This window comes from Deinococcus sp. HSC-46F16, assembly GCF_024171495.1.
Lineage (GTDB): Bacteria > Deinococcota > Deinococci > Deinococcales > Deinococcaceae > Deinococcus.
Genome location: NZ_JALJZW010000001.1, coordinates 578,762 through 602,276 on the forward strand (window position 1 = coordinate 578,762; position 23,515 = coordinate 602,276).

The following is a 23,515-nucleotide window of genomic DNA, read 5'->3' on the forward strand; positions in this document are numbered from 1 at the left end:
TTGAGGGCCAACCCGTCGACTTGTCCGCCCACCGCTGTCAGATCAGGTCGAGGTAGCGCTCGAGCTCCCAGGCGTGGACGGTGGCGTTGTACTCGGCCCACTCCGTCCGTTTGGCCGTGACGTACCGGTCCATTACATGTTCCCCGAGGGCCGCCGCCAGCACCTCGTCGCGCTCCAGTTCGTCCACGGCCTCGCGCAGGTCGCCCGGCAGGTCGCGCACCCGGTGGTGCCTTTTTTCGCGCACGGTCATGCGGAAGATGTTGCGGGCGATGGCAGGCGGGGGCTCCAGCCTGCGCTCGATGCCGTCCAGCCCGGCCGCCAACATCACTGCGAGGGCGAGGTAGGGGTTGCAACTGGGGTCCGGCATCCGCACCTCGGCGCGGGTGGAGGCGCCGCGCTTGGCCGGAATGCGGATCAGCGCCGAGCGGTTGCCCGTGCTCCAGGCCGCGTTGACCGGGGCCTCGAAGCCGGGGACCAACCGCTTGTAAGAGTTCACCAGCGGATTGGTCACCGCCGCCAATCCCCCCGCGTGCTCCAGCAGCCCCGCGATAAACTGCCGCGCGGTGGGGGAGAGGCCGTCTTCGGCTCCTGCCTCCGCAAAGGCGTTCTCGCCGCCGCGCATCAGGCTGAGGTGACAGTGCATTCCCGAGCCGCTGACCCCCGCGATGGGCTTGGGCAGAAAGCTCGCGAGCAGCCCGTGCTCCAGCGCCACCCGCTTGACCACGAACTTGAAGGTCGCGAGGCGGTCGGCGGCCTCCAGCGCGGGGGCGTAGCGGAAGTCGATCTCGTGCTGCCCTGGCGCGACCTCGTGGTGAGCGGCCTCGATCTCGAAGCCCATGCCGACGAGGTGCTGGGTGATCTCCCGCCGGATCCGCTCGCCCCGGTCCACGGGCGCGAGGTCGAAGTAGCCTGCCCGGTCGTGCGTCACCGTGCCCTGCCGCGCCCCACTGCCGGGCACCGGGCGCTCGAACAGGAAGAACTCGGGTTCGGTGCCCACCAGCATCTCGAACCCCAACGCGGCGGCCCGCTCGACCTGCCGCCGCAGCACCTGCCGGGGGTCGCCCCCGAACGGCGTGCCGTCGGGCAGCGTCACGTCGCAGATCAGCCGCGCGACCCGGCCCCCCTCGCGGTCCTCGTCCGAGAAGGGCGGGTAGATCAGGAAGGTGGAGAGGTCCGGCGCGAGCAGCATGTCGCTCTCCTCGACGCGGGTAAAGCCCTCCACCGCGCTGCCGTCGAACGTCACGTCGCCGCGCAGGGCCTTTTCGAACTGCGAGCGCGGCACCTCCACATTCTTCGTCGCGCCCAGGATGTCAGTGAATTGCAGCCGCAGAAACTCGACCTCTTCGTCATTCAGGCGGTCGAGCAGGCGGCGGGCAGCGGCGGACAGGGCAGGGGTCATGAACAGGGGGCCTCCGGGGGTCACGATAAGGGATGGCCGAGTAGTTGCGCCACACCTGATCAAGTTCTGGCGGACACTCTGCAACAATTCTGGCGCTGCCGGGCAAACTTTGGATTCATCTCTGCAATTCGTTCGTCAAAAGTTGACCAACCTGTACGCCTGCCCCCATACTCCTTTCGTTCGCAGGCGGCGCGGCTCCCCGGCCCACCTGACCCCAGGAGGAATCTATGAACCACGACTTTGACGTGCTGACCGCCGCCCGCAACTGGCGGGTCGAACGGGGCGAGGTGCCCACCCCTGCCGAGGTCGTCAGCGAGCTGTTCGCCCGCGACGTGCTGACGCTGGAGGAGCTCAAGGCCCGGCTGTCCAAACCCGCCTACAAGAGCCTGCGGGCGACCGTGGAGCGCGGGGAGCGGCTCGACGCCGGCATCGCGGATACGGTCGCGCTCGCCATGAAGACCTGGGCGATGGAGCGCGGCGCGACCCACTACACCCACTGGTTCCAGCCGCTCACCGGCTCGACCGCCGAGAAGCACGACGCTTTCGTCTCGCCCAACGGGGACGGCCTGGCGATCGCGGCCTTCAGCGGCAAGGAACTGATCCAGGCCGAACCTGACGCCTCCTCCTTTCCGTCGGGCGGCCTGCGGGCCACCTTCGAGGCGCGGGGGTACACCGCCTGGGACCCCTCCAGCCCGGCCTTTATCATCCGGCACAGCAACGGGGCGACCCTGTGCATCCCGACTGCCTTCGCCTCGTGGACCGGGGAGGCGCTCGACCTCAAGACGCCGCTGCTGCGTTCGGCCGAGGCGCTGAACAAGGCCGTCGCGCCCGCCCTGCACCTCTTCGGCGCGTCCGAGGGCACGCGGGTGGTCAGCACGGTGGGCGCCGAGCAGGAATACTTCCTGGTGGCCGAGGAGTACTACTTCCGCCGCCCCGACCTCGTGATGACCGGGCGGACCCTCTTCGGGGCGCGGCCCCCGCGCGGGCAGGAACTCGAAGACCACTACTTCGGCGCGATTCCCGACCGGGTCTTGAGCTTCATGACGGACGCGGAATTGCAGCTTTACGCCCTGGGCATCCCGGTCAAGACCCGCCACAACGAGGTCGCGCCGGGCCAGTTCGAGATCGCGCCCATCTTCGAGCCCAGCAACGTGGCTGCCGACCACCAGCAACTGCTGATGCAGGTCCTGAGCAACACCGCCCGCAAGTACGGCTTGGTCTGCCTGATGCACGAGAAGCCCTTCGCGGGCGTCAACGGCTCGGGCAAGCACTGCAACTGGAGCATGGGCACCGACGCGGGCGAGAACCTGCTGGAACCCGGCGACACCCCGCACGAGAACCTCCAGTTCCTGTTCTTCTGTACGGCGGTCCTCAAGGCCGTGGACGAGCATCAGGACCTGCTGCGCATCTCGGTCGCGGGCGCGAGCAACGACCACCGCCTCGGCGCGAACGAGGCGCCGCCCGCGATCCTCTCGATCTTCCTGGGCAGCGAACTCACCGACATCCTCGACCGCATCGAATCCGGCGAGGGCGGGCGCGGGCCGGAAGCCGGGCTGCTGGGCCTGGGCTCCAGCGTGCTGCCGCGCATTCCCCGTCACGCCGGGGACCGCAACCGCACCAGTCCCTTCGCCTTTACCGGCAACAAATTCGAGTTCCGCGCGGTGGGGTCCTCGCAGAGCATCTCCTTCCCGGTGACGGTGCTGAACACCATCGTCGCGGACGCCGTGCAGACCCTGACCGCCGAATTGCAGGCCCGCCTGACGCGCGGCCTGGAACTCGACGAGGCGGTCGGCGAACTCGTGCGCGAGACTTACGCGGCCCACAAGCGCATCGTCTTTAACGGGGACGGCTACTCGGAAGAATGGCACCGCGAGGCCGAGGAGGAGCGCGGCCTGCTCAACCTGCGGACCAGTGTGGACGCCATCGAGCACCTGTCCGACGAGAAGAACGTGCGCCTGTTCGAGGGCTTCGGCGTGCTGACCGAGCGTGAACTCGCCGCCCGGCAGGAAATCCTCTTCGACATCTACTTCAAGACCGTGAACATCGAGGGCGAGACGACCGAATCGGTCGCGCAGACGATGATCCTGCCCGCCGCCGTCGCCTACCTCGGGGACCTTGCGCGGGCGGGGGGCAGCCGGGCGGTGCGCGAGACGACGGCCGAGGTCGAGGCCGCCGCCGACGAGCTGTACGACGCCCTGGGGACCCTGCGCGAGCAGAACCGGGCGCTGGGCGGCGACACCGTGCATGAAAAGGCCCACCACATGCGCGACCAGATTCTCCCCGCGATGGCCGGGGTGCGGCAGGCCGCCGACCGCCTGGAAAAGCTGGTCGCCAACGCGCACTGGCCGCTGCCGAGCTACCGGCAGATGCTGTTCGTGAAGTAACCGTCTTCTCACTGCCCCCAGCAACACAGCCCCGGCCGGAGCCGGGGCTTTTGGCTTGCTCCTCGCTGACGGCGGGCGGCCGACTGCTCTACACTTCTTCCCGTGCTGAACCTGCGCCGCAAGCCCGTCGTCACGCCCTCCGATCTCGGCGAGGGGCTGGCGACCCTGGGGTTCTCCGGCTCCGAGCATGTGATGGTGCACGCCAGCTTGCGCTCGTTCGGGCAACTGGAGGGCGGGGCGAAGGCGGTGGTGGACGCGCTGGCGGAACGGACCGCGACGGTGGTGGCCCCGGCCTTTACCTACGGCACGCTGCTGCGGCACGCGACTTCCCCGGTGCATCAGCGCTTTCACCGTGACCTGCGCGTCAGCCGCGACATCGGCCGGGTGCCGCAGGAGCTCGTGGACCGCGCGGACGCCGTGCGCTCCTTTCACCCCACCCTGTCCTTTATCGCGCTGGGGCAGGCGGCCGAGCAGGTCGCGGGAGTGCAGACGCTGGAGAGTCCCTACCAGCCCATCGGGGCGCTGTACGACCTGGACGGCTTCGCGCTGATGATGGGCGTGGACTTCGGCAGCAACACCAGCGTCCATTACGGCGAGCATGTAGCCGGGATGCCGCTGCTCACCCGCTACGTGCCCGTCGGCGGCGAGGTGCGGGCTACCGCGTTTCCCAACTGCTCGGCGGCCTTCGGACGGGTCAAGCCTCACGTCGTGGGCCAGAGTGTCACCGTGGGGAGCGCGACCCTGGAGCTGTACCGGGTGCGCGACCTGGTGGACGCGACTGTGCGGCTCGTCACCGCGAATCCCGAGGCCCTGCTGTGCGACTACTCCTCGTGTCGCTGCCAGGAGGTCCGCCGCCTTGTCCGCGAGCGCGGCCTGACCCCCCGCCCGCACGGGGCCGCATGACCCGGCCGCTGTACTACGACGACCCCACCCAGCTCAGCTTCGCGGCCACGGTGACGGCGGTGGAGGCGGGCCGCGTCGCCCTGGACGCCACCGCCTTCTACCCCGAGGGCGGCGGCCAGAATGCCGACACGGGGAGGCTGCGCTGGGAGGGCGGCGAGGCCCGCGTCACCGACACGCAGAAGGACAAGGCGGGTGGGTCAATCTGGCACATGTTGGAGGGCAGCCCGCCCCCCGTGGGCACGCCGGTCACGGGCGAGGTGGACGCCGCCCGCCGCTGGCGGCAGATGGCCCGCCACAGCGGGGAGCATCTGCTCGCGCAGGCGTTTTTCCGCGTCAACCCCGCCTTCCGCGTCGCGGCCGTCGGCATGCGCGGACCCGACTGCACCCTCGACCTCGAAGGCTTCCCGACCGAGGCCGACGCGCGGGCCGCTGAGGAATTGCTGCGCGAAACGCTCGGCCGCCATGACCTGACCCTGGAGACGCGGGTGGTCCCCGAGGCCGAGTTGCCGAACTACCCCCTGCGCCGTCCTCCCCAGGTGCGCGGGCAGGTGCGGCTGGTGATCTTCCGGGACGGGGCGGGCGTGCCCTTCGACGTAAGCGCCTGCGGCGGCGTCCACGTTCCCCGCGCGGGGATGGCCGCGCCCGTGGTCGTCCTGCGCACCGAGCGCATCCGCTCCGGCCTGACGCGGGTGGTCTTCCGGGCGGGCGAGGAGGCGGCCGAGTTCCTGGCCGCGACCTACCGGGACGCGCGGGCGCTCGCGCAGGGCTTCAGCGTGGGGGTGCCCGAGTTGCCCGCACGGGTGACCGCCCTGGGCCACGAGCGGGACGCGCTGAAAGCGGAGGCGGCGGCCCTGCGGACCCGGCTCGCCGCCGCGCTGGTTACCGCTGCCCCCGCCGGGGAGATCGCGGGCGTGCCGCTGCGGACCCTGACCCTGGACGACCCCGCCATCCTCCCCGACGTGCTGGCCGCGACCCCCCCCGGCGAGGTGTGCGCCGCCGTCACTCTGGGGGGACGCTGCGGGGTGGGCAGTGGACGGGCCGAGGTTCCCGCCGGGGCTTTGTTGACGGAGGTGTTGAAGGTCACCGGGGGCCGGGGCGGTGGGCGACCCGACCTCGCGCAGGGGCAGACGGCGGAGCCTTCCGCCTTTCTGAGCGCGGTGCGGGCACAGTTGGGAGCGCGGGCCGCTCCCTCCCCCTGATGCCCCCGGCGCCCAGGGTGCCGCCTTCACCATTGGCGGACCGCTTGCCCTTATTCTGAGGAGCGCATGAAACGTAACTTCATGTTGGTCGGTGCCGCCCTCGCCCTGAGCGCGTGCACCACGGCTCCCAAGCCTTCCCAGCCGGTCACGGCCGATCCGGTGAATGTCACCGTCGTCGGCGTGAACGATTTCCACGGCAACCTGCTGCCGACCTCGTTCCGCATTCCCGACCCCGCCGACCGCACCAAGACCCTCAGCATCCAGGCGGGCGGCATCGAGGCCATCGGCGGCGTGCTGGGGCAGATTCGCACCCAGAACCCCAACACCGTCTTCGTGGGCGTGGGCGACATGACGGGCGCGAGCCCGCTGATCAGCGCCCTGCTGCGCGACGAGCCCACCATCAAGGCGCTGACGCAGCTCGGCATGCAGGTGAACGTGCTGGGCAACCACGAGTTCGACTACGGCCTGGCCGAGTTGCAGCGCTTTCAGAAGGGCGGCTGCGCGAGCAACGACGTGACCCGCGCCTGCAAGTTCGAGAACACCTTCGCGGGGGCGGGCTTTACCTATATCGCCGCCAACGTGGTCGACGAGAAGACCGGTGCCCGTGTCTTCCCGGCCTACAAGATGGTCACGGTCGGCGGGGCGAAGGTGGCCTTTGTGGGCGCGGTGCTCAAGGACACGCCCACCGTCGTGACGCCTTCGGGCGTGGCGGGCCTGCGTTTCGAGGACGAGGCGGCGGCGATCAACCGCGCGGTGCCCGCGCTCAAGCTGGCGGGCGCCGACGCGATCGTGGCGCTGGTCCACCAGGGGAGCTCGGCGAGCGACGCCTTCGACATCGTGGACTGCCAGACCCTTGATTCCAAGTCCGACATCTTCCGGATTGCCAGCACCCTCGACCCCGCCATCAGCGCGGTCATGACCGGCCACAGCCACCGGGGTTACAACTGCCGTGTGCCCGGCCCCGACGGGCAGTCCCGGATCGTGATTCAGGGCGACTCCTACGGCCACCTGCTCCAGCGCCTCGACCTGAAGATCGACACGGCCGGAAACCGCGTGCTGGACATCAAGGCGCAGAATGTCCTCGTGGACGCCGCGACCGCGCCCAAGGACCCGGCCATGACCGCCATCGTGCAAAAGGCCAAGGCCATCACCGACCCCGCGGCCGCGCAGGTCGTCGCCACCCTGGGCGCAGAGCAGATCTCCCGCACCCAGAACGCGGCGGGCGAGAGTGCGCTCGGTGACGTGATCGCCGACTCGCAGCTTGCCGCCACCCGCGCTCCCGAAAAGGGCGGCGCCGTGATCGCCCTGATGAACCCCGGCGGCATCCGCGCCGACCTGCCGGGCAAGCCCAACCCCTCGCGCACCGTGACCTACGGCGACGTGTTCACGGTGCAGCCCTTCGGCAACACCCTGACGGTGGTCACGCTCACGGGCGCCCAAATCAAGGCCGCGCTCGAGCAGCAGTTCGACAACCCCTCCGCCGGGCAAAACCGCATCCTGCAGGTCAGCCAGGGCTTCGCCTACACCTGGGACGCCAGCAAGCCCAAGGGCAGCAAGGTCGTGAGCATCACCCTGAACGGCGCGGCGATTGACCCCGCCGCAAGCTACCGCGTCACCATCAACAACTTCCTCGCGGAGGGCGGCGACGGCTTCACGGTCTTCACGCAGGGCACCAACCGCACGGGCGGCGACGTGGACCTCGACGCCTTCCAGAACTACCTCAAGGCCAACACGGTCACGCCGGGACCGCTCAACCGCATCACCCGCCTGAACTGAAGTCGGGCGCCGAACAGTGGGGGAGGGGCTTACAGGCCTCTTCCCCTACCCTTTGAGCAGCGCCGTGAGCTGCCGCCGCAGAGCGTCCAGCACCGGCGCACTTTTCAGGCAGGCCGCCAGCGCCCGCGCCGCGTGGTGCTCGCTGCCCGTCATGCCGCCCGCGAGGTGGCCGAAGACGGCCGGGTGCAGCCGCTGCCCCACGAACAGGGCCTCTTCCAGCAGGTCGTCCACCGGGAGCCGGGCGCGTAATGCGCCGTCTGGGGTCACCGTCTCCACAATGGCCCGCCCCCGCTCGTCCGCGACGAGGTGCGCATGCAGGGGTCGCCCGGCGTGGCGCGACACCTGTTCGATGGTGGGGAGCAGCGCCCCCACCAGATTGGTCGCCAGACTCAGGCCCAGCAGGTGTGCCCGCCGCACGTCGGCCTCGCCGCCGCCCAGCACCTGCGCCAGCCGCCGCGCGAGGCGCTCGCCCTCGGCGTGCAGGAGGCTCTGGGGGTCGTGGTCCGGGAGGAGCATGGTCCCAGGGTAAGCGACCGGCGCGGCCCCGCTGCGCTACCTTCTAGGCCATGCAAGCCGAGGCGGCGGGGTTGTTCGGGGCCTTCGAGGCCGTGGTGCGCGAGGTCACCCTGGTGCTGGCGACCGGCGTCGAGGCGGCGTCGGCGGTCATCGTGGGGCTGGCCGTCGTGGAGGCGGTCTGGCGCTCGCTGGTGCTGTTTTTCGGGCGGCACGGCACGCCGGAGTCGCTCAAGGAGGCCATCCGGCTGCGCCTGGGCCGCTGGCTGTCGGTGGTGCTGGAGTTTTTGCTGGCCGCCGACATCCTGCGCACCGCCATCGCGCCCAACTGGGACGACATCGGCAAGCTGGCCGCCATCGCGGGCATCCGGACGGCCCTGAACTACTTCCTGCAACGCGAGGTCCGCGAGGCCGAACAGTCCCGCGCCGACGCCAAGATCACGGCCCCCCTGCGCTCCGAGCAGGGCGGGTAAGGGGCGCGGGGGGAAGAGGAGGGGGGCCATGCTCTCCGCGCTGCGGCTCTTGGCCGAACTGGTCAGCAACCTCGTCCTTTTTGTCGCTGTGCTGGGGGCCTTGAGGGCGCTGTGGCGAGGGCCTGACCTGACGGGTGCCCGCCTCCTGGTTGTGGACGGGATGCTGCTGGCCCTGAACCTCAAGGTCGTGGCGACCCTGCTGCGGACCCTGGAAGTCCAGACCTGGCCGCAGATTGGCCTCTTCGCCGCCCTCTTTCTGCTGCGCACCGGCCTCAAGCGGGTGGCCGCCTGGGAACGCGCCGAACTGCGGGCGGACCCGGCCTGAGCCTGCCCCCCCTCCCCGGCCGCCCCGCTTCGGATAAGCTCGGCAGGATATGAACGTTCTCGGTCAGGTCACCGTCCTTCCGGAGCTGCCCCCCGCCCTCGCCCGGCTCTCCGACCTCGCCTACAACCTCTACTGGTCGTGGACCCCCCACGCGCAGGCCCTGTACCGCGACCTCGATCCTGCATTGTGGGAGCGCTTCCAGCACAACCCGGTGCGTCTGCTGCTGGAAATCCCGCAGGCCCGGCTGGATGAGGCCGCCGCCGACGCCGCCTATCTGGAGCGTTACCGGACGGTGGTCGCCGACTTCGACGCCTACCTGAACAAGACCGACACCTGGGCCAGCCGCCACGCCCCGGGCCTCGCGCCCGTCGCCTACTTCTCGATGGAATACGGCTTCCACGAGTCGCTGCCCATCTACTCGGGCGGCCTCGGGGTGCTGGCGGGCGACCACTGCAAGAGTGCCTCCGACCTGGGGCTGCCCTTCACGGCGGTGGGCATGCTCTTTCACCAGGGCTACTTCCGGCAGATGCTGAACAAGGACGGCTGGCAGGAGGAGGGGTACGACGAGCTGGACTTGACCACCCTGCCCCTCCGCCCGGCCAGGACTCCGGCGGGCGAGGAGGCCCGCGTGTCGGTGCACATCGGCACCCGCGACGTGCAGGTGCGGGTCTGGGAACTCCGGATCGGCCGCATCCGCGTGCTGCTGCTGGACACCAACGTCCCCGAGAACTCCGCCGAGGACCGCAAGCTCACCGCCCGGCTCTACGGCGGCAACCAGGAGCTGCGCTTCCAGCAGTACGTGCTGCTGGGCGTGGCGGGTATCCGGGCGCTGCGGGCGCTGGAGGTTCCGGCGGCGGTCTACCACATGAACGAGGGTCACGCCGCCCTGCTGGGGCTGGAGCGCGTCCGCGAACTCGTCGGAGGCGGGCTGGACTTCCGCACCGCGACCGAGGCGGTCGCCGCCTCCACCCTCTTCACCACCCACACGCCGGTCCCAGCGGGCAACGACGCCTTCGCCTATGACCTCGTGGACCGTTACCTGGGTGGGTGGCCCGAACTGCTGGGCACCTCGCGCGACGACCTCTACGCGTTGTCCCGGCACGACCAATTCTGGGACGGCCACTGGGTGCCCACCTTTTCCATGACGGTGTTCGCCCTCGCCATGAGCCGCGCGGCGAACGGCGTCTCCGAGCTGCACGGCGAGGTCAGCCGCGACATGTGGAAGTTCCTCTACCCCGGCGCGGAGGCGTCCGAGGTGCCCATCGGCCACGTCACCAACGGGGCGCACAACCTCACCTTCATCTCGCAGCCCATGCGCGACCTGCTCTCGACCGTGTTGCCGGGCGACTGGACCGAGCGCCTGGAGGACGAGGCGATGTGGGAGGCGGTCGAGCGCCTCACCGACACGCAGCTTACGGACGTGCAGCGCGACATGAAGCGCGAGATGGTCGCCTTCGTGCGGGCGCGGGTGCGCGAGCAGGGGCTGCGCAACGGGGCTTCGGCCGCCGATCTTGCCGCCACCGACGAGCTGCTCTCGGAAAACGCGCTCACCATCGGCTTCGCCCGCCGCTTCGCCACCTATAAGCGGGCCACGCTGCTGTTCCGCGACCGCGAGCGCCTCGCCCGGATCGTGAACGACCCCGAGCGGCCCGTGCAGTTCGTCTTCGCGGGCAAGGCGCACCCCGCCGACAACCCCGGCAAGGCCTTTATCCAGGAGATCTACCGGATGTCGCAGCAGCCCGAGTTCCGGGGCAAGATCGTGATTCTGGAAAACTACGACATGAACGTCGCCCGCCATCTGGTACAGGGGGTGGACATCTGGCTGAACAACCCCCGCCGCCCGCTGGAGGCGTCGGGCACCAGCGGCATGAAGGCCAGCTTCAACGGGTCGCCCAACTTCTCCATCCTCGACGGGTGGTGGCGCGAGGGTTACGACGGCACCAACGGCTGGCCCATCGGCGAGGAGCGCGAATACGCCGACCTGAACGTGCAGGACGAGGCCGACGCCCACAGCCTCTACCAGACGCTGGAACGCGAGATCGTCCCGAGCTACTACGGCGACCGGGCGGGCTGGGCGAAGACCGTGCGCCGGGCGATCCGGACCGTCTCCCCACGCTTCTCGATGCAGCGGCAGGTCATCGACTACGTGCGCCAGTACTACGTGCCCCTGAGCGAGCGCGGCGCGGCCCTGTCGGCTGGAAACGCCGCCCGCGCCCGCCAGATCGCGGAATGGAAGGCCTGGGTGCGCGGGCAGTGGCCCCATACCAGCCTCAGCGCGAGTGCCGACCTGCCCGCCACCGCCCGCCCCGGCCAGACGGTGGAGGTCCAGGCACATGTGAATCCGGCGGGCATCCGCCCCGAGGACCTGCGGGTGGAGGCGGTCCTCAAGCGCGGCGACGACGTGACCCGCTTCCCGCTGGAGCGCCAGGGCGACGGGAGCTACCGCGCCGCCGTGCCCCTGCCCGGCAGCGGCCTCTACACCGTGGGCGTGCGGATGGTCCCGGTGATCGAGGGCCTGAGCAACGAGTTGGAGGCGGGGCTGATTCGCTGGGCGTAAGCCGTCTAACGTCTAAACAGGGGAGGTTGGGGCGTCATGCCCTGGCCTCCCCTTCGTCCGTCCGGCCCCTACAATGCCCCCCGTGCGTCTGCCCACCCTGCCGCCCATCCCCTCGTTGCTTGTCGCCATGGTGAGCATTCAGGGAGGAGCGGCCTTCGCCAAGTCGCTCTTTCCCACCCTGGGGGCGGCGGGCACCACTGGGCTGCGCGTCGCACTGGCGGCGGGGATTCTGGGCTTGGTCTTCCGTCCCCGCCTGCGCGAGCTGCCCTGGGCCGCGTGGCGGGCGATCCTGCCCTACGGCGCGGCGCTGGGCCTGATGAACCTCACCTTCTACCTCTCGCTGACGCGGCTGCCGCTGGGCCTGGCCGTCACGTTGGAATTCGTGGGGCCGCTGGTGCTGTCGCTGGTCCTCTCGCGCCGGGTGCGGGACCTGGGCTGGGTGGCGCTGGCCGCGCTGGGCATCGTTTTGATCGCGCCGCGCGGTGGGGCGGGGGAGGGCCTAGACCCCATGGGCGTGGCGCTCGCGCTGACCGCCGGGGGCTTCTGGGCGCTGTACATCCTGGCCGGGGGTGCGGTGGGGCGACGGGTGCCCGGCGTGACCGGGGTGGTCGCGGGGATGACGGTGGCCGCCGCCGTCACCCTGCCCTTCGGCATCGTGCAGGCGGGCACCGGCTTGCTGGTGCCAAGTGCCCTGCTCGCGGGGCTGGCGGTCGCCGTCCTCTCCAGCGCCCTGCCCTACAGCCTGGAGATGTCGGCCCTCCGCGCCCTCCCCGCCCGCGTCTTCGGCGTGCTGATGAGCCTGGAGCCTGCCATCGCCGCGCTGAGTGGTCTCCTCTTCCTGGGGGAGCGCCTCACGCTGGGGCAGTGGCTGGCGATGGGCTGCGTGATTGCGGCGAGTGTGGGCATTACGCTCAGTGGAGCGCAGAAGGTGGCAGTGCCCGAACCGGTGAATTGAAAGCGCAGTCAAGAAAGAGCCCCAGCCGGAGCCGGGGCTTTGTTCGGAGGAGGGGAACGCTTACCCGTGGTCCGGCATGCTCGCCGTCACCGCCGGGGCTACCCCGTCCTCGAACCGCTTGAAGTTCTCGCGGAACATTCCGGCCAGCTTGCGGGCGGTGCGGTCGTAGGCGTCCTGATCGGCCCACGCCTGACGGGGATTCAGCACCTCGGCAGGAACGCCGGGCACTTCGGTGGGAATCTCCAGGTTGAAGAACGGCTCGCGCTCAAAAGCTACGCTGTCCAGTTCGCCGTTCAGCGCCGCATTGATCAGGGCGCGGGTATGCCGGATGCTCATGCGCTGGCCCACCCCATACTGCCCGCCGCTCCAGCCGGTGTTGACCAGCCAGACGCGCACGCCATGCTGTTGCACCTTCTCTGCGAGCAGCTTGGCGTACTCGCCGGGGTGGCGGGGCATGAAGGGCGCCCCGAAGCAGGTCGAAAAGGTGGGCTGCGGCTCAGTCACGCCCTGCTCGGTGCCGGGAATCTTGGCGGTGAAGCCGCTGATGAACTGGTACATCGTCTGCTCGGGGCTCAGGCGGCTGATGGGCGGCAGCACCCCGTAGGCGTCGGCGGTCAGGAAGACCACGTTGCGCGGGTGCCCGGCCATGCCCTCTTCCACGATGTTCCCAATCTGGGTGATGGGGTACGCCGAGCGGGTGTTCTCGGTCAGGGAGCCGTCGTCGAGGCTCGGGGTCCCGCCCTCGTCCAGCACCACGTTCTCCAGCACCGTCCCGTAGGTGCGGGTGGTCTGGTAGATGGCGGGCTCCGCTTCCGCGTTCAGGTTGATGACCTTCGCGTAGCAGCCCCCCTCGAAGTTGAAGATGCCCTTGTCACTCCAGCCGTGCTCGTCGTCCCCGATCAGCCTCCGGCTGGGGTCGGCCGAGAGGGTGGTCTTGCCCGTGCCGCTCAGCCCGAAGAAGAGGGCCACGTCACCGCCCTCGCCCACGTTCGCCGAGCAGTGCATGGGCATCACGCCTTGCGCGGGCAGCAGGAAGTTCATCACGCCGAAGATGCCCTTCTTGTTCTCGCCTGCGTACTGGGTGCCGCCCACCAGAATCATCTGCCGGGTGAAGTTCACCAGGATGAAGGTGTCGCTGCGCACGCCGTCCACGGCGGGGTCGGCCTTGAAGGAGGGCAGGTTGAGGATCGTCCATTGCGCCTCGAACCCTTCGCGCTCCTGAGGGGTGGGCCGCACGAACATGTTGCGCACGAACAGAGAGTGGTAGGCCATCTCGGTGACGGCCCGCACAGGCAGGCGGTACTGGGGATCGGTCCCGGCGAACACGTCCTGCACGAACAGTTCGCGGCCCTCGGCGTGCGCGGTCATCTTCTGCAACAGGCGGTCGAAGACCTCCGGCGTGGTCGGCACGTTGAAGCCGCCCCACCACACCGCGTCCCGCGTGAGGTCGTCTTCGACGATGAAGCGGTCTTTCGGGCTGCGGCCGGTCTTGTTGGTGCGGACGGTCAGCGGGCCGGTGGCGGCCTGCACGCCCTCGCCGAGGCGGATGGCGGCGGCGTACAGTTCGTCCACGTCGGGGTTGTGGTGCGCGGTGGCATTGCGGATGCCGAGGGCTTGCAGCAGGGGGGGCTGGGTCAGGCTCATGGGGTCCTCCGGAAATTCGAATGGCAGGAATGTGACGTTGTAACGGAGTCATCCTGCCGCATGAAGCGGTTCCACACCAAACCGTCCCCCTGTCACATGCCCGGAAACAGCAGCCCTTCTCGCTTTCAGTCCAGCCAAGGGGGACGGCGGGCGAGTCGCCAGTTCCCGCGGCCAGTGGCCAGCAGACACCCCACTCGCCGGGACGGGTGGGGTCGGGAAGGGGCAGGGGTCAGCGTGTCTGGCCGCCCGCGCCGCCGAGCTGAACCGGCCGTCCGGAGGCGTCGACAAGCTGCACGCTCTGGAACACGCCCGGCACCCGAACCAGGGTCCAGGGACTCGTGAGCGCCTGGGTGGTGATGGCCCCTGGTCCCGGTGCCCGCACCTCCACCGTGAGGGTCAGGCTGCCGCCCTGCACGCTGGCGCCAGTTACCCGGACGCCGTAGCCGCCGGTGGGCCGCTGTCCCAGAAAGACGCCGACCACCGTTTCCCCGGCTCGGAGCCCCGGAACGCCGGGGACGCCCGTCTGGTTGCCGTAAGCGACCCGGTACAGGGCATTCAGGGCGCTCTGCGAGGTGGCGAGCTGCACGGCCGGGCTGTTCTGGGCGGCGTTGGTCCCGCTGGCGAGTTCGGTGACGGTCACGCGGCCTCCGGCGGTGGGGGGCGCTGCCGGGGTACCGGGCTGGGCGGCCAGGGTCGGCACCCCGGATTGGATGTAGAGCGCCGTGCGGCGGTACTCGGCGGGGGCCGGTTCCACCGTCAGGCGGGGGTCGGGCACCCCGGTCTCCGGCAGCACCGTCACCGCGAGCGGCCCCTGTCCGGTCAGCGCCCGCGAGAGCACGTCGGCCTCGGCGTCGGTCAGTTCGCCTGCGCCGCGCAGCCCGCTCACCGGCAGGGCGGTGAGGTTGGCCCCGGCAGCCCCGTTCAGCCGGGTCCAGGTGCGCCCGTCAGTGAAGTACACCGTGGCCCGCGCCTCGTTGACCGGAACAGAGAAGCGTCCCAGCGTGTCCCGCGTCACCACCAGCTTGGGTGTCACGGTCGAGGTCGGCATGCGGTAGGTCGCCGCCCCGTTCACGCTGAGGGTCCCCGGCAGGGCGAGGGGATCGCTGATCTGGGGGCGCAGGTCGAGGGCCGTGCCGCCTATCTTGACGCTGCCCCGGCCGCCCTCCAGCGCCCCGTACACCCACACGATCCGCTCCTGGGTGCCGCCGTAGAGCGACACCTCATGCACCCGCAGCGAACCGGGGCCGGTCATCGTGCAGCCCGCCAGCAGGCCCGCGCCGAGCAGGGCGGCACCCATCATCGTCTTCTTCATGACGCTCAGCTTATGGGCCGCGTCTGACCGAGGACTGAAGGCCACCTTGACCAAGTCCCCACCTGCCCGTTCTACGGTTTCCGTCCAATCCGTTCTCAAATCGGCGCTCTCCCGGTTTGAGAACTCCTTTCCCGGCAACCGTTTTTTCCTGCTCGCTCCGCTCGGATTGAACAGTTACAAAAGCTGTTCAATCGGAACTCGTATCAGCCATGCGAGAGCAGCTCGCGGGCGTGCGAGAGGGCGACTTCCGAGGTGTTCCCGCTGAGCATCCGGGCGATCTCCTCCAGCCGCTCGTCTTCGGTGAGCAGGCGGACGTGGCTCACCGTGCGCCCGCCTTCGACCCGCTTTTCCACCTTGTAGTGGTGGTCGGCGCGGGCCGCGATCTGCGCGAGGTGGGTGACCACCAGCACCTGCCGTCCCCCCGCCAGCCCCGCGAGCTGCCCTGCCACCGCCAGCGCGGCCGCCCCACCGATCCCGGCGTCCACCTCATCGAAGACCACGGTGGGCGTGTCGGCCCCCAGCACGGTGGAGATGGCGAGCATCACCCGCGACAGCTCACCGCCCGAGGCCACGTCCGCGAGCGGGCCGAGGTCCTCGCCGGGGTTGGCGGTGAAATAGAGGGCCACGTCGCTCAGCCCCGACGGGCCGGGCGCGGCCAGCGGCGAGAGGCGGAACTCCAGTCGGGCGTGCGGCATCCCCAGCTCGCGGATCACCGCGACCAGCCGGGCGGCGAGCGGCCCCGCCACCTTCGCCCGTGCCCGGTCCAGCGCCTCGCCCTCGCGGACGGCCTGCGCGTGCAGCCGCTCCACCTCCGCCTCCAGGCTGCCCGCATCCTGCTCGTCGCGCGTCAGGCGGTTCAGGTCGGCTTCCGCCTCCCCGTGGAAGGCCAGCACGTCCTCCAGGGTGGGGCCGTACTTGGCCCGCAGCTTGCCCAGCGCCGAGAGGCGGCCCTCCACCCGCGCGAGTTCCTCGGGGTCGGGGGCGCTGTCCTCGGCCACCCCGCGCAACTCGCCCACGACCGCCTGCACGGCGTCGAGTGCTTCTCTCAGGTCACGCTGAAGCTGGGCGCTCGTCTCGTCGTACTTCGCGCCCGCGTTCAGGGCTTTGACCGCCTCCGCGATCAGTCCGGCGGCGGTCGTCTCACCCTCCGAGAGCAGTTCCAGCGCTCCCGCCGCTCCCTGCGCGATGGTCTCGAGGTTCGAGAGCCGGGTGAGTTCGGCCGTCAGCGGCTCCTCCTCGCCGGGTTGGGGCGACACTTCCGCGATCTCGCGCACCTGAAAGGCCAGCAGGTCGAGCTGCCGCGCCCGCTCGCGCTCGCCCGCCCGCAGGGCCTCGAGCCGGGCGCGGGCCTCGGTCCAGGCCCGGTACGCCCCCGCGTAGGCTGCCGCCTCGCCGGGCACCTGGCGGTCGAGCAGCGCCCGCTGCCGCGCCGGGCTGAGCAGCGTCACCGCGCTGTGCTGCCAGTGGATCGTCAGGCGCTGCCCTGACCACTCCCCCAACTCGCGCACGCTGACCGGCTCACCGTCCAGCCGGGCGGTGCCGCGCCCTCCGGTGGTCACCCGGCGGCTGGCGCTGAACTCGTCGCCGCCCTCGTCCCAGAACCCCGACACCAGCAGGCTCTCCTCGCCCGTGCGAATCAGGTCGGCATTCGCGCGGGTGCCCAGCAGCAGCCCCAGCGCGTCCACGATGATGCTCTTGCCCGCGCCTGTCTCGCCGGTGAAGGCCGAAAAGCCGGGGCGCAGCTCCAGCGAGAGGTCGCGGATGGTGGCGAGGTGCCGCACCTCCAAGCGGCTGAGCAGCGGCAGGATGGGCGCTGATGAGGAAACGGACGCCTCCCGCGCGGCGGGCACGGGGGCAACCTGGGGGGTGCGGGCCTTGCGGGTCACGCCCCCGAGTCTAGAGCGTGGGGCCGGGGGCAGAGTGGGGCCTGATTGCCCAAGCGGGGACCGAACATGAAACCCGCGTTACGTTCGCCCCACACTCCCCCACGGCGCGGCGCCCACAATGGGGCCGCAAGGTTTTCCCGCGCGGCCTTCCCGCCGCCCCCCGGAAGACGAAAGGAGTTCCCGATGAACAACCAACTTTCGCGCCAGGACCGTGAGGCGCCCTCCTCCAAGGATCAGACCACCCTGGGCATCCTCAACCTGCTGCTGCTCGGCGGCCTCGCGGCCGCGGCCCTGAACACGAACACCCGCCAGCGGGTTTTGGGTGGCACCAAGGGGCTCGCCGCCGCCGCCGGGCACACGCTGGAGGAAACCGTCAAACCCGCGCTCGCCACCGCCGCTGAGCAGGCCTCGCAGGTCGCCCAGACCGCCGTCCAGAAGAGCGCAGGGGCGGTGCAGACCCTGCGCGAGGAGGCGCCGGGCCGCGCCCACAGCCTGCTCGAAACCGTGCAGGAGGTTGCCGGGGCCGCCGCGAGCACTGTGGCCCACAAGGCCGCCGACCTGACCCACGCCGCCGCCGAACTCGCCGAGGAGGGCCGCGAGGGCGCCGCCCACCTCGCCCAGGGCGCCCGCCACCAGCTCGCCCGCGAGGCGAGCGAGGCCCGCCGGGAGGGAGAAAAGGCGCTCGCCAAGGCGGGCCGCGAAGCGCAGGGTGCCCGCCGGGACGCCGAACGCCGCCTCACCCGCGCCCGCCGCGAGGCCGAGCGCGAACTGAAGTCTGCCCGCCGCGATTGGGACCAGGCCCGCCTGGAACGCGAGGTGGAAAAGCGCATCGCTCCCCTGAACAAGCAGGTCAGCCGTGAACTCGCCCGCCTGGAAAAGGAAGGCAAGAACGCCAGGGGCCGCGCCCGCCAAGACCACCGCCAGGAAGCTGAGGCCGGGGGCGGTCTGAGCGGGACCACCCTGCTGATCGCTCTCGTCGGCGGCGCGATTGTGCTGGCCCGCGTGCCCGCCGCGCGTCAGGGCATCCTCAAGGCCGTCGAAGGCGTCAGCCCCGAGGCCGCCGAGCGCCTGCACAAGGTCAGCCGCGACGCCCGCAACGTGATCGGCTCCATGTGGCTCGAAAGCCTCGACGAGTCCAAGCCCGCCCCGTCGCCCGCCAAGCCTGCCTCGGCACCGGCCAGCGCCCCGGCTGCCCCGGCGACCGACGCGGCCACCAGCCAAGCGGCGGCGGGCACGGCGACGGCTCCGGCCGACGCGGGCACCAGCGGCGCGACCTGGGGCGGCTCGCCCGCGCCCGACTCGGCCGCCGTGAGCGGCGCGACCCAGGGCGACGGCTCGAAACAGGGCGACCAGAAGCGCCAGAACTGAACCCTTTCACTCCTGCGGCGCTGCCCCCAACCGGAGGCGGCGCCCTTTCCACGCCGGGCGGTAGACTGCGCCCCGATGCGCTCTCCCAGCGACGCTCCCCTGGCCCTGATCGGGTATTCCACCGACGCCGCCCGCGCCCTGCGGGAGGCCGGACTGCTCGCCGTCCCCGTGCCCGACGACGACCCTGCCGCCGTGCTGGACGCCTGCCGCACCCTGCGCTTCGTGGGGGCGCTCGTGCACCCCTCGCGCGAGGTGGCCCTTGCCGGACACGTGGACCCCGACCCCGACGCCCGCCGGGTGGGGCGGGTGGACGCGGTGGCTTTCGGAAGGGAAGCGCACGGCACCTACGCCCTCGCGGACGCGCTCATGGACGCGGTGGAGGGAAGCGGGTACGCGGCCCGCGGCGCGGACGCCCTGCTGCTGGGCTCGGGGGCCGACCTCGCCCGCGCCCTGCCGCTGCTGCGTCTGGGCTTCGGCAACGTGGGCATCGTGGCCGACTCGTACCCCGAAGCCGAGCGCTTCGCCCGCGACGTGCCCGCCGGGGTCCGTGCCTTTCCCGTGGGGCGGCGCGACTCGGCCCTCGCCTCCCTTTCCGAGCGGGCCGACCTGATCGTGCTGACGGGCGGCCCCGTCCCCCCCGGCCTCCTCCAGCCCTACCACACCCTGGTGGACCTCACCGGGCAGGCGAGTACCGGGAGCAGCGGCGCGGCGCGGCTGGACCTCACCCGGTTGCCCGAGCTGCGGCTGGTGCGCCAGCTCCTGCACGCCACCGGGCAGCGCTACCGCCCAGAAGATGTGACAGACCTCGCGGCGGCGCTGGCCTGAACACGGGAAGGGGGCAGAGGGTGGGATGTCTCCCGGCCCTCTGCCCCCTCTCCTTGGCTGTTACTGGGTACTTCTGGGGTCCAGCACGTCCCGCAATCCGTCCCCAAGCAGGTTGAAGCCCAGCACCGTCAGGAAGATGGCGAGGCCCGGAAAAACCATCGTCCACGGCGCGTCCACGTAGTACTGCCGCGAGTCGCTGATCATGGTGCCCCATTCGGGCAGCGGCGGCTGCGCCCCGATGCCCAGGAAGCCCAGCGCGGCGACCTCGATGGTGGCGGTGGCGATGCTCAGCGCCCCCTGCACGATCAGCGGCGAGAGGCTGTTGGGCAGCACGTGCCGGAAGACCATCCGCCCCTGCGAGGCCCCCAGCGCCCCCGCCGCCTGCACGAACTCGCGCTCGCGCACGCTCAGGACCACCGCGCGGGCCAGGCGCATGTAGACGGGCACCTGCACCAGCGACACCGCCAGCATCGCCGTGACAAGCTGCGGGCTGTTCAGCGCGAAGAGGCGGTCGAGCGCTGTGATGGGCAGGGGTGGCGTGTCGCTGGAAAAGATGCTGGCGAACCCGATGGCGAGCAGGATGGACGGAAAGGCCAGCATCACGTCGCTGAGATACCCCGTCACGGTGTCCAGCCAGCCGCCGAAATAGCCCGACAGCACGCCCAGCAGCGTGCCCACGATCAGGGCGAGGACCGTGCTGACCACGCCCACCTTCAGGCTGAGCTGCGCCCCGTGCAACACGCGGGTGGCGACCGAGCGCCCCAGGTTGTCGGTGCCGAAGGGGGCCTTCCAGACGTTGACCTGCCCGGTGACCGGGTCGCGGTACTCCTCGGCGACTTCGGGGTTCCACAGCGCGGCCACCGAGGGCGGCTTGAGGTTGAGGCGGTAGTCGCGGTCGGTGGTGGGGTCGTAGGGCTGAATGACAGGCGCCAGCAGCGCCAGCAGCACGAACACGGCCACAATCACCGCCCCCACCTTGCCGGGTGTGGAGCGGCGGAAGCGCCGCCAGAAGATGCTGGGGGGCCGTTTGGCAGCGGCGCGGGGAGGGAAGAGGGTGGTCATAGGTACCTCATGGGGCCGTCACTGGTATTGAATGCGGGGGTCCAGCGCCGCGTAGCTGAGGTCCACCAGCAGGTTGACCACGCTGACGACGAGTGCGGCGAAGATCACCCCGCCCTGAATGACCGGGTAGTCGCGCAGGCTGATCGCGTCGTAGAGCCACGATCCCAGCCCCGGCCAGGAAAAGATCGTCTCGGTGAGCACCGCGCCGCCCAGCAGCGCCCCCGCCTGCAAGCCGATCACGGTGACGACCGGCAGCAGGGCGTTGCGCAGCGCGTGCTTGATGGTCACGTGACGGGGTGCGAGGCCCTTGGCCCGCGCGGTCCGCACGTAGTCCTGCCCCAGCACTTCCAGCAGGCTGGAGCGCGTGATGCGGGCGATGATCGCCAGCGGGATGGTCCCCAGGGCAATCGCGGGCAGAATCAGGTGTCGGATGGCGTCCCAGGCGGCGGCGGGCTGCCCCCGCAAGAGGGCGTCAAGCACGTAGAAGCCCGTGATCGGCTCCAGCACCGTCTCGTTGCCCAGCCGCGCCGAGGGCGGCAGCCACCCCAGCTTCACCGCGAAGAAGTACGACAGCAGCAGCCCCAGCCAGAACACCGGCATGCTGACGCCCACCAGACTGACCGTGGTCGCCACGTTGTCCCACACGCTGTTGCGCCGCAGAGCCGCCACGATCCCGGCGGGCAGGCCGATCAGGAGGGCGAACAGCAGCGCCGCGACGCTCAGCTCGGCGGTTGCCGGAAAGCGCGAGGCGAGTTCGTCCCGCACCGGGATATTGCTTTTCAGGCCGCTGCCCAGGTCCCCCCGGAGCAGCCCGGCCACGTAGCGCGGGTACTGCGCGTCCAGCGGATTGCCGGGGTTGCCCAGGTTGATGAACCACGGCTTGTTCAGCCCCAGTTGCTCGCGCAGGGCCGCCGCCGCTTCCGGGGTGGCCCGCTCGCCCAGCAGCGCGGTGGCCGGATCGCCGGGAATGGACCGCACGAAGGCGAACACCACCACGCTGATTCCGATGATGACCAGCAGGGTCCGCAGCAGGCGGCGAATCACGTAACTGCCCAAGATGTCGGCTCCTCTCTCGTGCTCAAGGAAGAGGGCGCGGGGCGGGCTTTCCGACTCTGCCCGCGGCCCCGCACCCCCTCCCCGTTAAAAGTTGCGGCTCAGCGCTTGCCCACCAGCGAGATGTTGTTGAAGGCCTCGCTGCCCAGCGGGCTGGGCACCCACCCCTTGACGTAGGTGCGGGCGGCCGCCAGCGGCTGACTGTGCACCATCGGGAGGCGGTAGTTCGCCTTGTAGGTGAGTTCATGCAGTTGCGAGTACACGCGGGCCTTGGCGGTGCGGCCCACGGCGGCACGGCCCTGCTCGAGCAGGCGCTGGAGTTCGGGCGGATTCCAGTTGATGTCGTCGCTGGCGGTCGGGCCGTAGTACGCCCCGTAGAAGTTGTCGGGGTCACCGTAGTCCCCGGTCCAGCCGATCATGTACATGTCGAAGCCGGGTTCCTTGTTGCGGTCCTCGAGGTACTTGGCCCAGTCCTCGGTCTTGAGGTTCACCTTGATGCCGATGGCGCTGAGGTCGGCGGCGATGGCCTCGGCGATGGGCTTGGGCGTGGGGAAGTACGGGCGGCTGACCGGCATGTACCACAGGTCCAGCGAGAAGCCGTTCGGGTAGCCCGCGTCGGCCAGCATCTTCTTGGCGGCGGCCGGGTCGAACCGGTAGGCGCCGGGCACGTCCTTGGAGTTGGCCCAGGCCAGCACGGGCGGCAGGAAGCTGGCGTTGCTGACGCCCAGCCCGTTCCAGAAGGCGTCCACGATGGCCTTGCGGTTGATCGCCATCGAGATGGCCTCGCGCACCTTGTCGTTCTTGATGTACTGGTTGCGGTTGTTCAGGCTCAGGAAACCCACGTTGAAGGAGGGCTTCTTGACCGCCACGAGGTTGCGGTCCGCCTGCACCGACTTCAGCGCGTCGGGCGTGAGGTCGGACGTGAAGTCGATGGTGCCCGCCTTCAGCTCGTTGAGCCGCTGCGAGGCGTCCTTGATCGAGCGGATGATCAGGCCGTCCACCTTGGCCTTGCTGCCCCAGTAGCTCTTGTTGGGCGCCAGGGTCACGCGGTCGCCGGTGCGCCAGCTCTGGAAGACGAAGGGGCCGGTGCCGATGGGCTTGCTGGCCGGGGTACCGTACTTGGCCCCGTCCTTTTTGATCGCCGCAGGGCTGGCGATGCCGAAGTACCCGGCGCCAATCACCTCCGGGAACACGCTCGACGGCTTGTTCAGGTCGAAGCGCACGGTGGTGTTGTTCACCTTGACGATGTTCTTCACGACCGAAGTGGCGTCACCCTTGTAGCCGCCCAGGAGCTGGCCCCAGATCTCGAAGGTGCGGCCCTGGTTGCGGAAGCCCTGGGGATGCTTGGGGTCCCACCAGCGGCTGAAGTTGTACACCACAGCGTCAGCATTAAAGGCGGTGCCGTCGTGGAACTTGACATTCGGCCGCAGGGTGAAGGTCCAGCTTGTCGCGTTCGCGTTGCTGCTCCATTTGGTGGCGAGGCCGGGTTCGGGGTCGGTGGTGCCGTCTTTGAAGCCCACCAACGTGTCGTAGATCTGGTGCTGCACCAGGATGCTGATGCCGTCGGTGATGTTGCCCGGCTCCAGGCTGACGGGGTCGCCGTTGGCCCCGTAGACGAGGGTCGCGGCCCCGGCGGTGGGCAGCGTGGTGAGCAGGGCAGTCAGCAGCAGTTTTTTCATGAACCCTCCGGGACGCCGCCACCCCCTCTCGGCCCACGGCGGGCCGGGCGGGGAAGATGAACGGCAGCTCAAGCTCTGAACGTGCGCTCAGGGTAGGGGGCGGCGCCCAGAGTGTCAAGCAGGTCACAGAGGACCCAGGCGGCCCGACCCCAGAACGGGAAGTTCCGCGCCCAGGGCCAGCGAATCGGGGTGGCCCCTTCCG

Annotated in this window: 18 protein-coding genes; 10 read left to right on the forward strand and 8 right to left on the reverse strand. The window is 70.3% G+C overall.

The window, feature by feature from the left end:
• Positions 1-37 precede the first annotated feature (37 nt).
• A complete protein-coding gene (gene glnA, locus L1280_RS02965) occupies positions 38-1,399 on the reverse strand; it encodes a type I glutamate--ammonia ligase (RefSeq protein WP_253580560.1) in 1,362 nt (453 codons plus the stop codon).
• 227 nt (positions 1,400-1,626) lie between these two features.
• Here glnA and L1280_RS02970 point away from each other — a divergent pair, with 227 nt between their 5' ends.
• The 4 genes from L1280_RS02970 (at position 1,627) to L1280_RS02985 (ending at position 7,661) form a co-directional block, all read left to right on the forward strand.
• Positions 1,627-3,783, forward strand: a complete 2,157-nt coding sequence (locus L1280_RS02970) for a glutamine synthetase III (protein WP_253580562.1) — start codon at positions 1,627-1,629, stop codon at positions 3,781-3,783.
• Positions 3,784-3,885: 102 nt separating this feature from the next.
• Positions 3,886-4,686, forward strand: a complete 801-nt coding sequence (locus tag L1280_RS02975; protein WP_253580564.1) for an AAC(3) family N-acetyltransferase — start codon at positions 3,886-3,888, stop codon at positions 4,684-4,686.
• Complete coding sequence (locus L1280_RS02980) at positions 4,683-5,885, forward strand: alanine--tRNA ligase-related protein (protein WP_253580566.1); 1,203 nt, start codon at positions 4,683-4,685, stop codon at positions 5,883-5,885. The genes L1280_RS02975 and L1280_RS02980 overlap by 4 nt, the downstream gene beginning before the upstream one ends.
• 66 nt (positions 5,886-5,951) lie before the next feature.
• Positions 5,952-7,661: a bifunctional UDP-sugar hydrolase/5'-nucleotidase gene (locus L1280_RS02985; protein WP_253580567.1), complete on the forward strand. Its 1,710-nt coding sequence runs from the start codon at positions 5,952-5,954 to the stop codon at positions 7,659-7,661.
• Positions 7,662-7,706: 45 nt separating this feature from the next.
• On the opposite strand, the gene L1280_RS02990 is transcribed toward L1280_RS02985, so the two are convergent.
• Entirely contained in the window at positions 7,707-8,177 is a 471-nt protein-coding gene (locus L1280_RS02990; protein ID WP_253580569.1) for a hypothetical protein, read from the reverse strand.
• 50 nt (positions 8,178-8,227) lie between these two features.
• On the opposite strand from L1280_RS02990, the gene L1280_RS02995 reads away from it, so the two are divergent.
• From L1280_RS02995 to L1280_RS03010, 4 genes are all read left to right on the forward strand, one after another.
• Complete coding sequence (locus L1280_RS02995) at positions 8,228-8,647, forward strand: DUF1622 domain-containing protein (protein WP_253580570.1); 420 nt, start codon at positions 8,228-8,230, stop codon at positions 8,645-8,647.
• 28 nt (positions 8,648-8,675) lie between these two features.
• Positions 8,676-8,972, forward strand: a complete 297-nt coding sequence (locus L1280_RS03000) for a DUF1622 domain-containing protein (RefSeq protein ID WP_253580572.1) — start codon at positions 8,676-8,678, stop codon at positions 8,970-8,972.
• Between the two features lie 49 nt (positions 8,973-9,021).
• Positions 9,022-11,529 (forward strand): glycosyltransferase family 1 protein, encoded by a 2,508-nt coding sequence (locus L1280_RS03005; protein ID WP_253580581.1) that lies wholly within the window; start codon positions 9,022-9,024, stop codon positions 11,527-11,529.
• Between the two features lie 73 nt (positions 11,530-11,602).
• On the forward strand, positions 11,603-12,484 hold the full coding sequence (locus tag L1280_RS03010; protein ID WP_253580582.1) for a DMT family transporter: 882 nt from the start codon (positions 11,603-11,605) through the stop codon (positions 12,482-12,484).
• Positions 12,485-12,544: 60 nt separating this feature from the next.
• On the opposite strand, the gene pckA is transcribed toward L1280_RS03010, so the two are convergent.
• The 3 genes from pckA to recN all read right to left on the reverse strand — a co-directional run bounded on the left by pckA (position 12,545) and on the right by recN (position 17,326).
• Complete coding sequence (pckA, locus tag L1280_RS03015) at positions 12,545-14,128, reverse strand: phosphoenolpyruvate carboxykinase (ATP) (RefSeq protein ID WP_253580584.1); 1,584 nt, start codon at positions 14,126-14,128, stop codon at positions 12,545-12,547.
• Positions 14,129-14,357: 229 nt separating this feature from the next.
• Entirely contained in the window at positions 14,358-15,440 is a 1,083-nt protein-coding gene (locus L1280_RS03020) for a protease complex subunit PrcB family protein (RefSeq protein WP_253580586.1), read from the reverse strand.
• 203 nt (positions 15,441-15,643) lie between these two features.
• The gene (recN, locus tag L1280_RS03025; protein ID WP_253580587.1) at positions 15,644-17,326 is read right to left on the reverse strand and encodes a DNA repair protein RecN; all 1,683 of its coding nucleotides are present in this window, start codon (positions 17,324-17,326) and stop codon (positions 15,644-15,646) included.
• A 183-nt stretch (positions 17,327-17,509) separates the two neighbouring features.
• Between recN and L1280_RS03030 the strand changes: the two genes are divergently transcribed.
• Both L1280_RS03030 and L1280_RS03035 read left to right on the forward strand, forming a co-directional pair.
• On the forward strand, positions 17,510-18,694 hold the full coding sequence (locus tag L1280_RS03030; protein WP_253580588.1) for a hypothetical protein: 1,185 nt from the start codon (positions 17,510-17,512) through the stop codon (positions 18,692-18,694).
• 75 nt (positions 18,695-18,769) lie between these two features.
• Positions 18,770-19,519 (forward strand): shikimate dehydrogenase, encoded by a 750-nt coding sequence (locus L1280_RS03035; RefSeq protein WP_253580589.1) that lies wholly within the window; start codon positions 18,770-18,772, stop codon positions 19,517-19,519.
• Between the two features lie 60 nt (positions 19,520-19,579).
• On the opposite strand, the gene L1280_RS03040 is transcribed toward L1280_RS03035, so the two are convergent.
• From L1280_RS03040 to L1280_RS03050, 3 genes are all read right to left on the reverse strand, one after another.
• Positions 19,580-20,581 (reverse strand): ABC transporter permease, encoded by a 1,002-nt coding sequence (locus L1280_RS03040; RefSeq protein ID WP_253580590.1) that lies wholly within the window; start codon positions 20,579-20,581, stop codon positions 19,580-19,582.
• An 18-nt stretch (positions 20,582-20,599) separates the two neighbouring features.
• On the reverse strand, positions 20,600-21,637 hold the full coding sequence (locus L1280_RS03045; RefSeq protein WP_253580591.1) for an ABC transporter permease: 1,038 nt from the start codon (positions 21,635-21,637) through the stop codon (positions 20,600-20,602).
• 98 nt (positions 21,638-21,735) lie between these two features.
• Positions 21,736-23,313 carry an ABC transporter substrate-binding protein gene (locus L1280_RS03050; RefSeq protein WP_253580593.1) on the reverse strand — a complete coding sequence of 526 codons (1,578 nt, stop codon included), beginning with the start codon at positions 23,311-23,313 and terminating at the stop codon, positions 21,736-21,738.
• Positions 23,314-23,515 lie beyond the last annotated feature (202 nt).

What these genes read in the sequence shown, in the direction of transcription:
- glnA (WP_253580560.1), bottom strand. Translation starts at nt 1,399, where the DNA reads ATGACCCCTGCCCTGTCCGCCGCTGCCCGCCGCCTGCTCGACCGCCTG.
- L1280_RS02970 (WP_253580562.1), top strand. Translation starts at nt 1,627, where the DNA reads ATGAACCACGACTTTGACGTGCTGACCGCCGCCCGCAACTGGCGGGTC.
- L1280_RS02980 (WP_253580566.1), top strand. Translation starts at nt 4,683, where the DNA reads ATGACCCGGCCGCTGTACTACGACGACCCCACCCAGCTCAGCTTCGCG.
- L1280_RS02985 (WP_253580567.1), top strand. Translation starts at nt 5,952, where the DNA reads ATGAAACGTAACTTCATGTTGGTCGGTGCCGCCCTCGCCCTGAGCGCG.
- L1280_RS02990 (WP_253580569.1), bottom strand. Translation starts at nt 8,177, where the DNA reads ATGCTCCTCCCGGACCACGACCCCCAGAGCCTCCTGCACGCCGAGGGC.
- L1280_RS02995 (WP_253580570.1), top strand. Translation starts at nt 8,228, where the DNA reads ATGCAAGCCGAGGCGGCGGGGTTGTTCGGGGCCTTCGAGGCCGTGGTG.
- L1280_RS03000 (WP_253580572.1), top strand. Translation starts at nt 8,676, where the DNA reads ATGCTCTCCGCGCTGCGGCTCTTGGCCGAACTGGTCAGCAACCTCGTC.
- L1280_RS03005 (WP_253580581.1), top strand. Translation starts at nt 9,022, where the DNA reads ATGAACGTTCTCGGTCAGGTCACCGTCCTTCCGGAGCTGCCCCCCGCC.
- L1280_RS03010 (WP_253580582.1), top strand. Translation starts at nt 11,603, where the DNA reads ATGCCCCCCGTGCGTCTGCCCACCCTGCCGCCCATCCCCTCGTTGCTT.
- pckA (WP_253580584.1), bottom strand. Translation starts at nt 14,128, where the DNA reads ATGAGCCTGACCCAGCCCCCCCTGCTGCAAGCCCTCGGCATCCGCAAT.
- L1280_RS03020 (WP_253580586.1), bottom strand. Translation starts at nt 15,440, where the DNA reads ATGAAGAAGACGATGATGGGTGCCGCCCTGCTCGGCGCGGGCCTGCTG.
- L1280_RS03030 (WP_253580588.1), top strand. Translation starts at nt 17,510, where the DNA reads ATGAACAACCAACTTTCGCGCCAGGACCGTGAGGCGCCCTCCTCCAAG.
- L1280_RS03035 (WP_253580589.1), top strand. Translation starts at nt 18,770, where the DNA reads ATGCGCTCTCCCAGCGACGCTCCCCTGGCCCTGATCGGGTATTCCACC.
- L1280_RS03040 (WP_253580590.1), bottom strand. Translation starts at nt 20,581, where the DNA reads ATGACCACCCTCTTCCCTCCCCGCGCCGCTGCCAAACGGCCCCCCAGC.
- L1280_RS03050 (WP_253580593.1), bottom strand. Translation starts at nt 23,313, where the DNA reads ATGAAAAAACTGCTGCTGACTGCCCTGCTCACCACGCTGCCCACCGCC.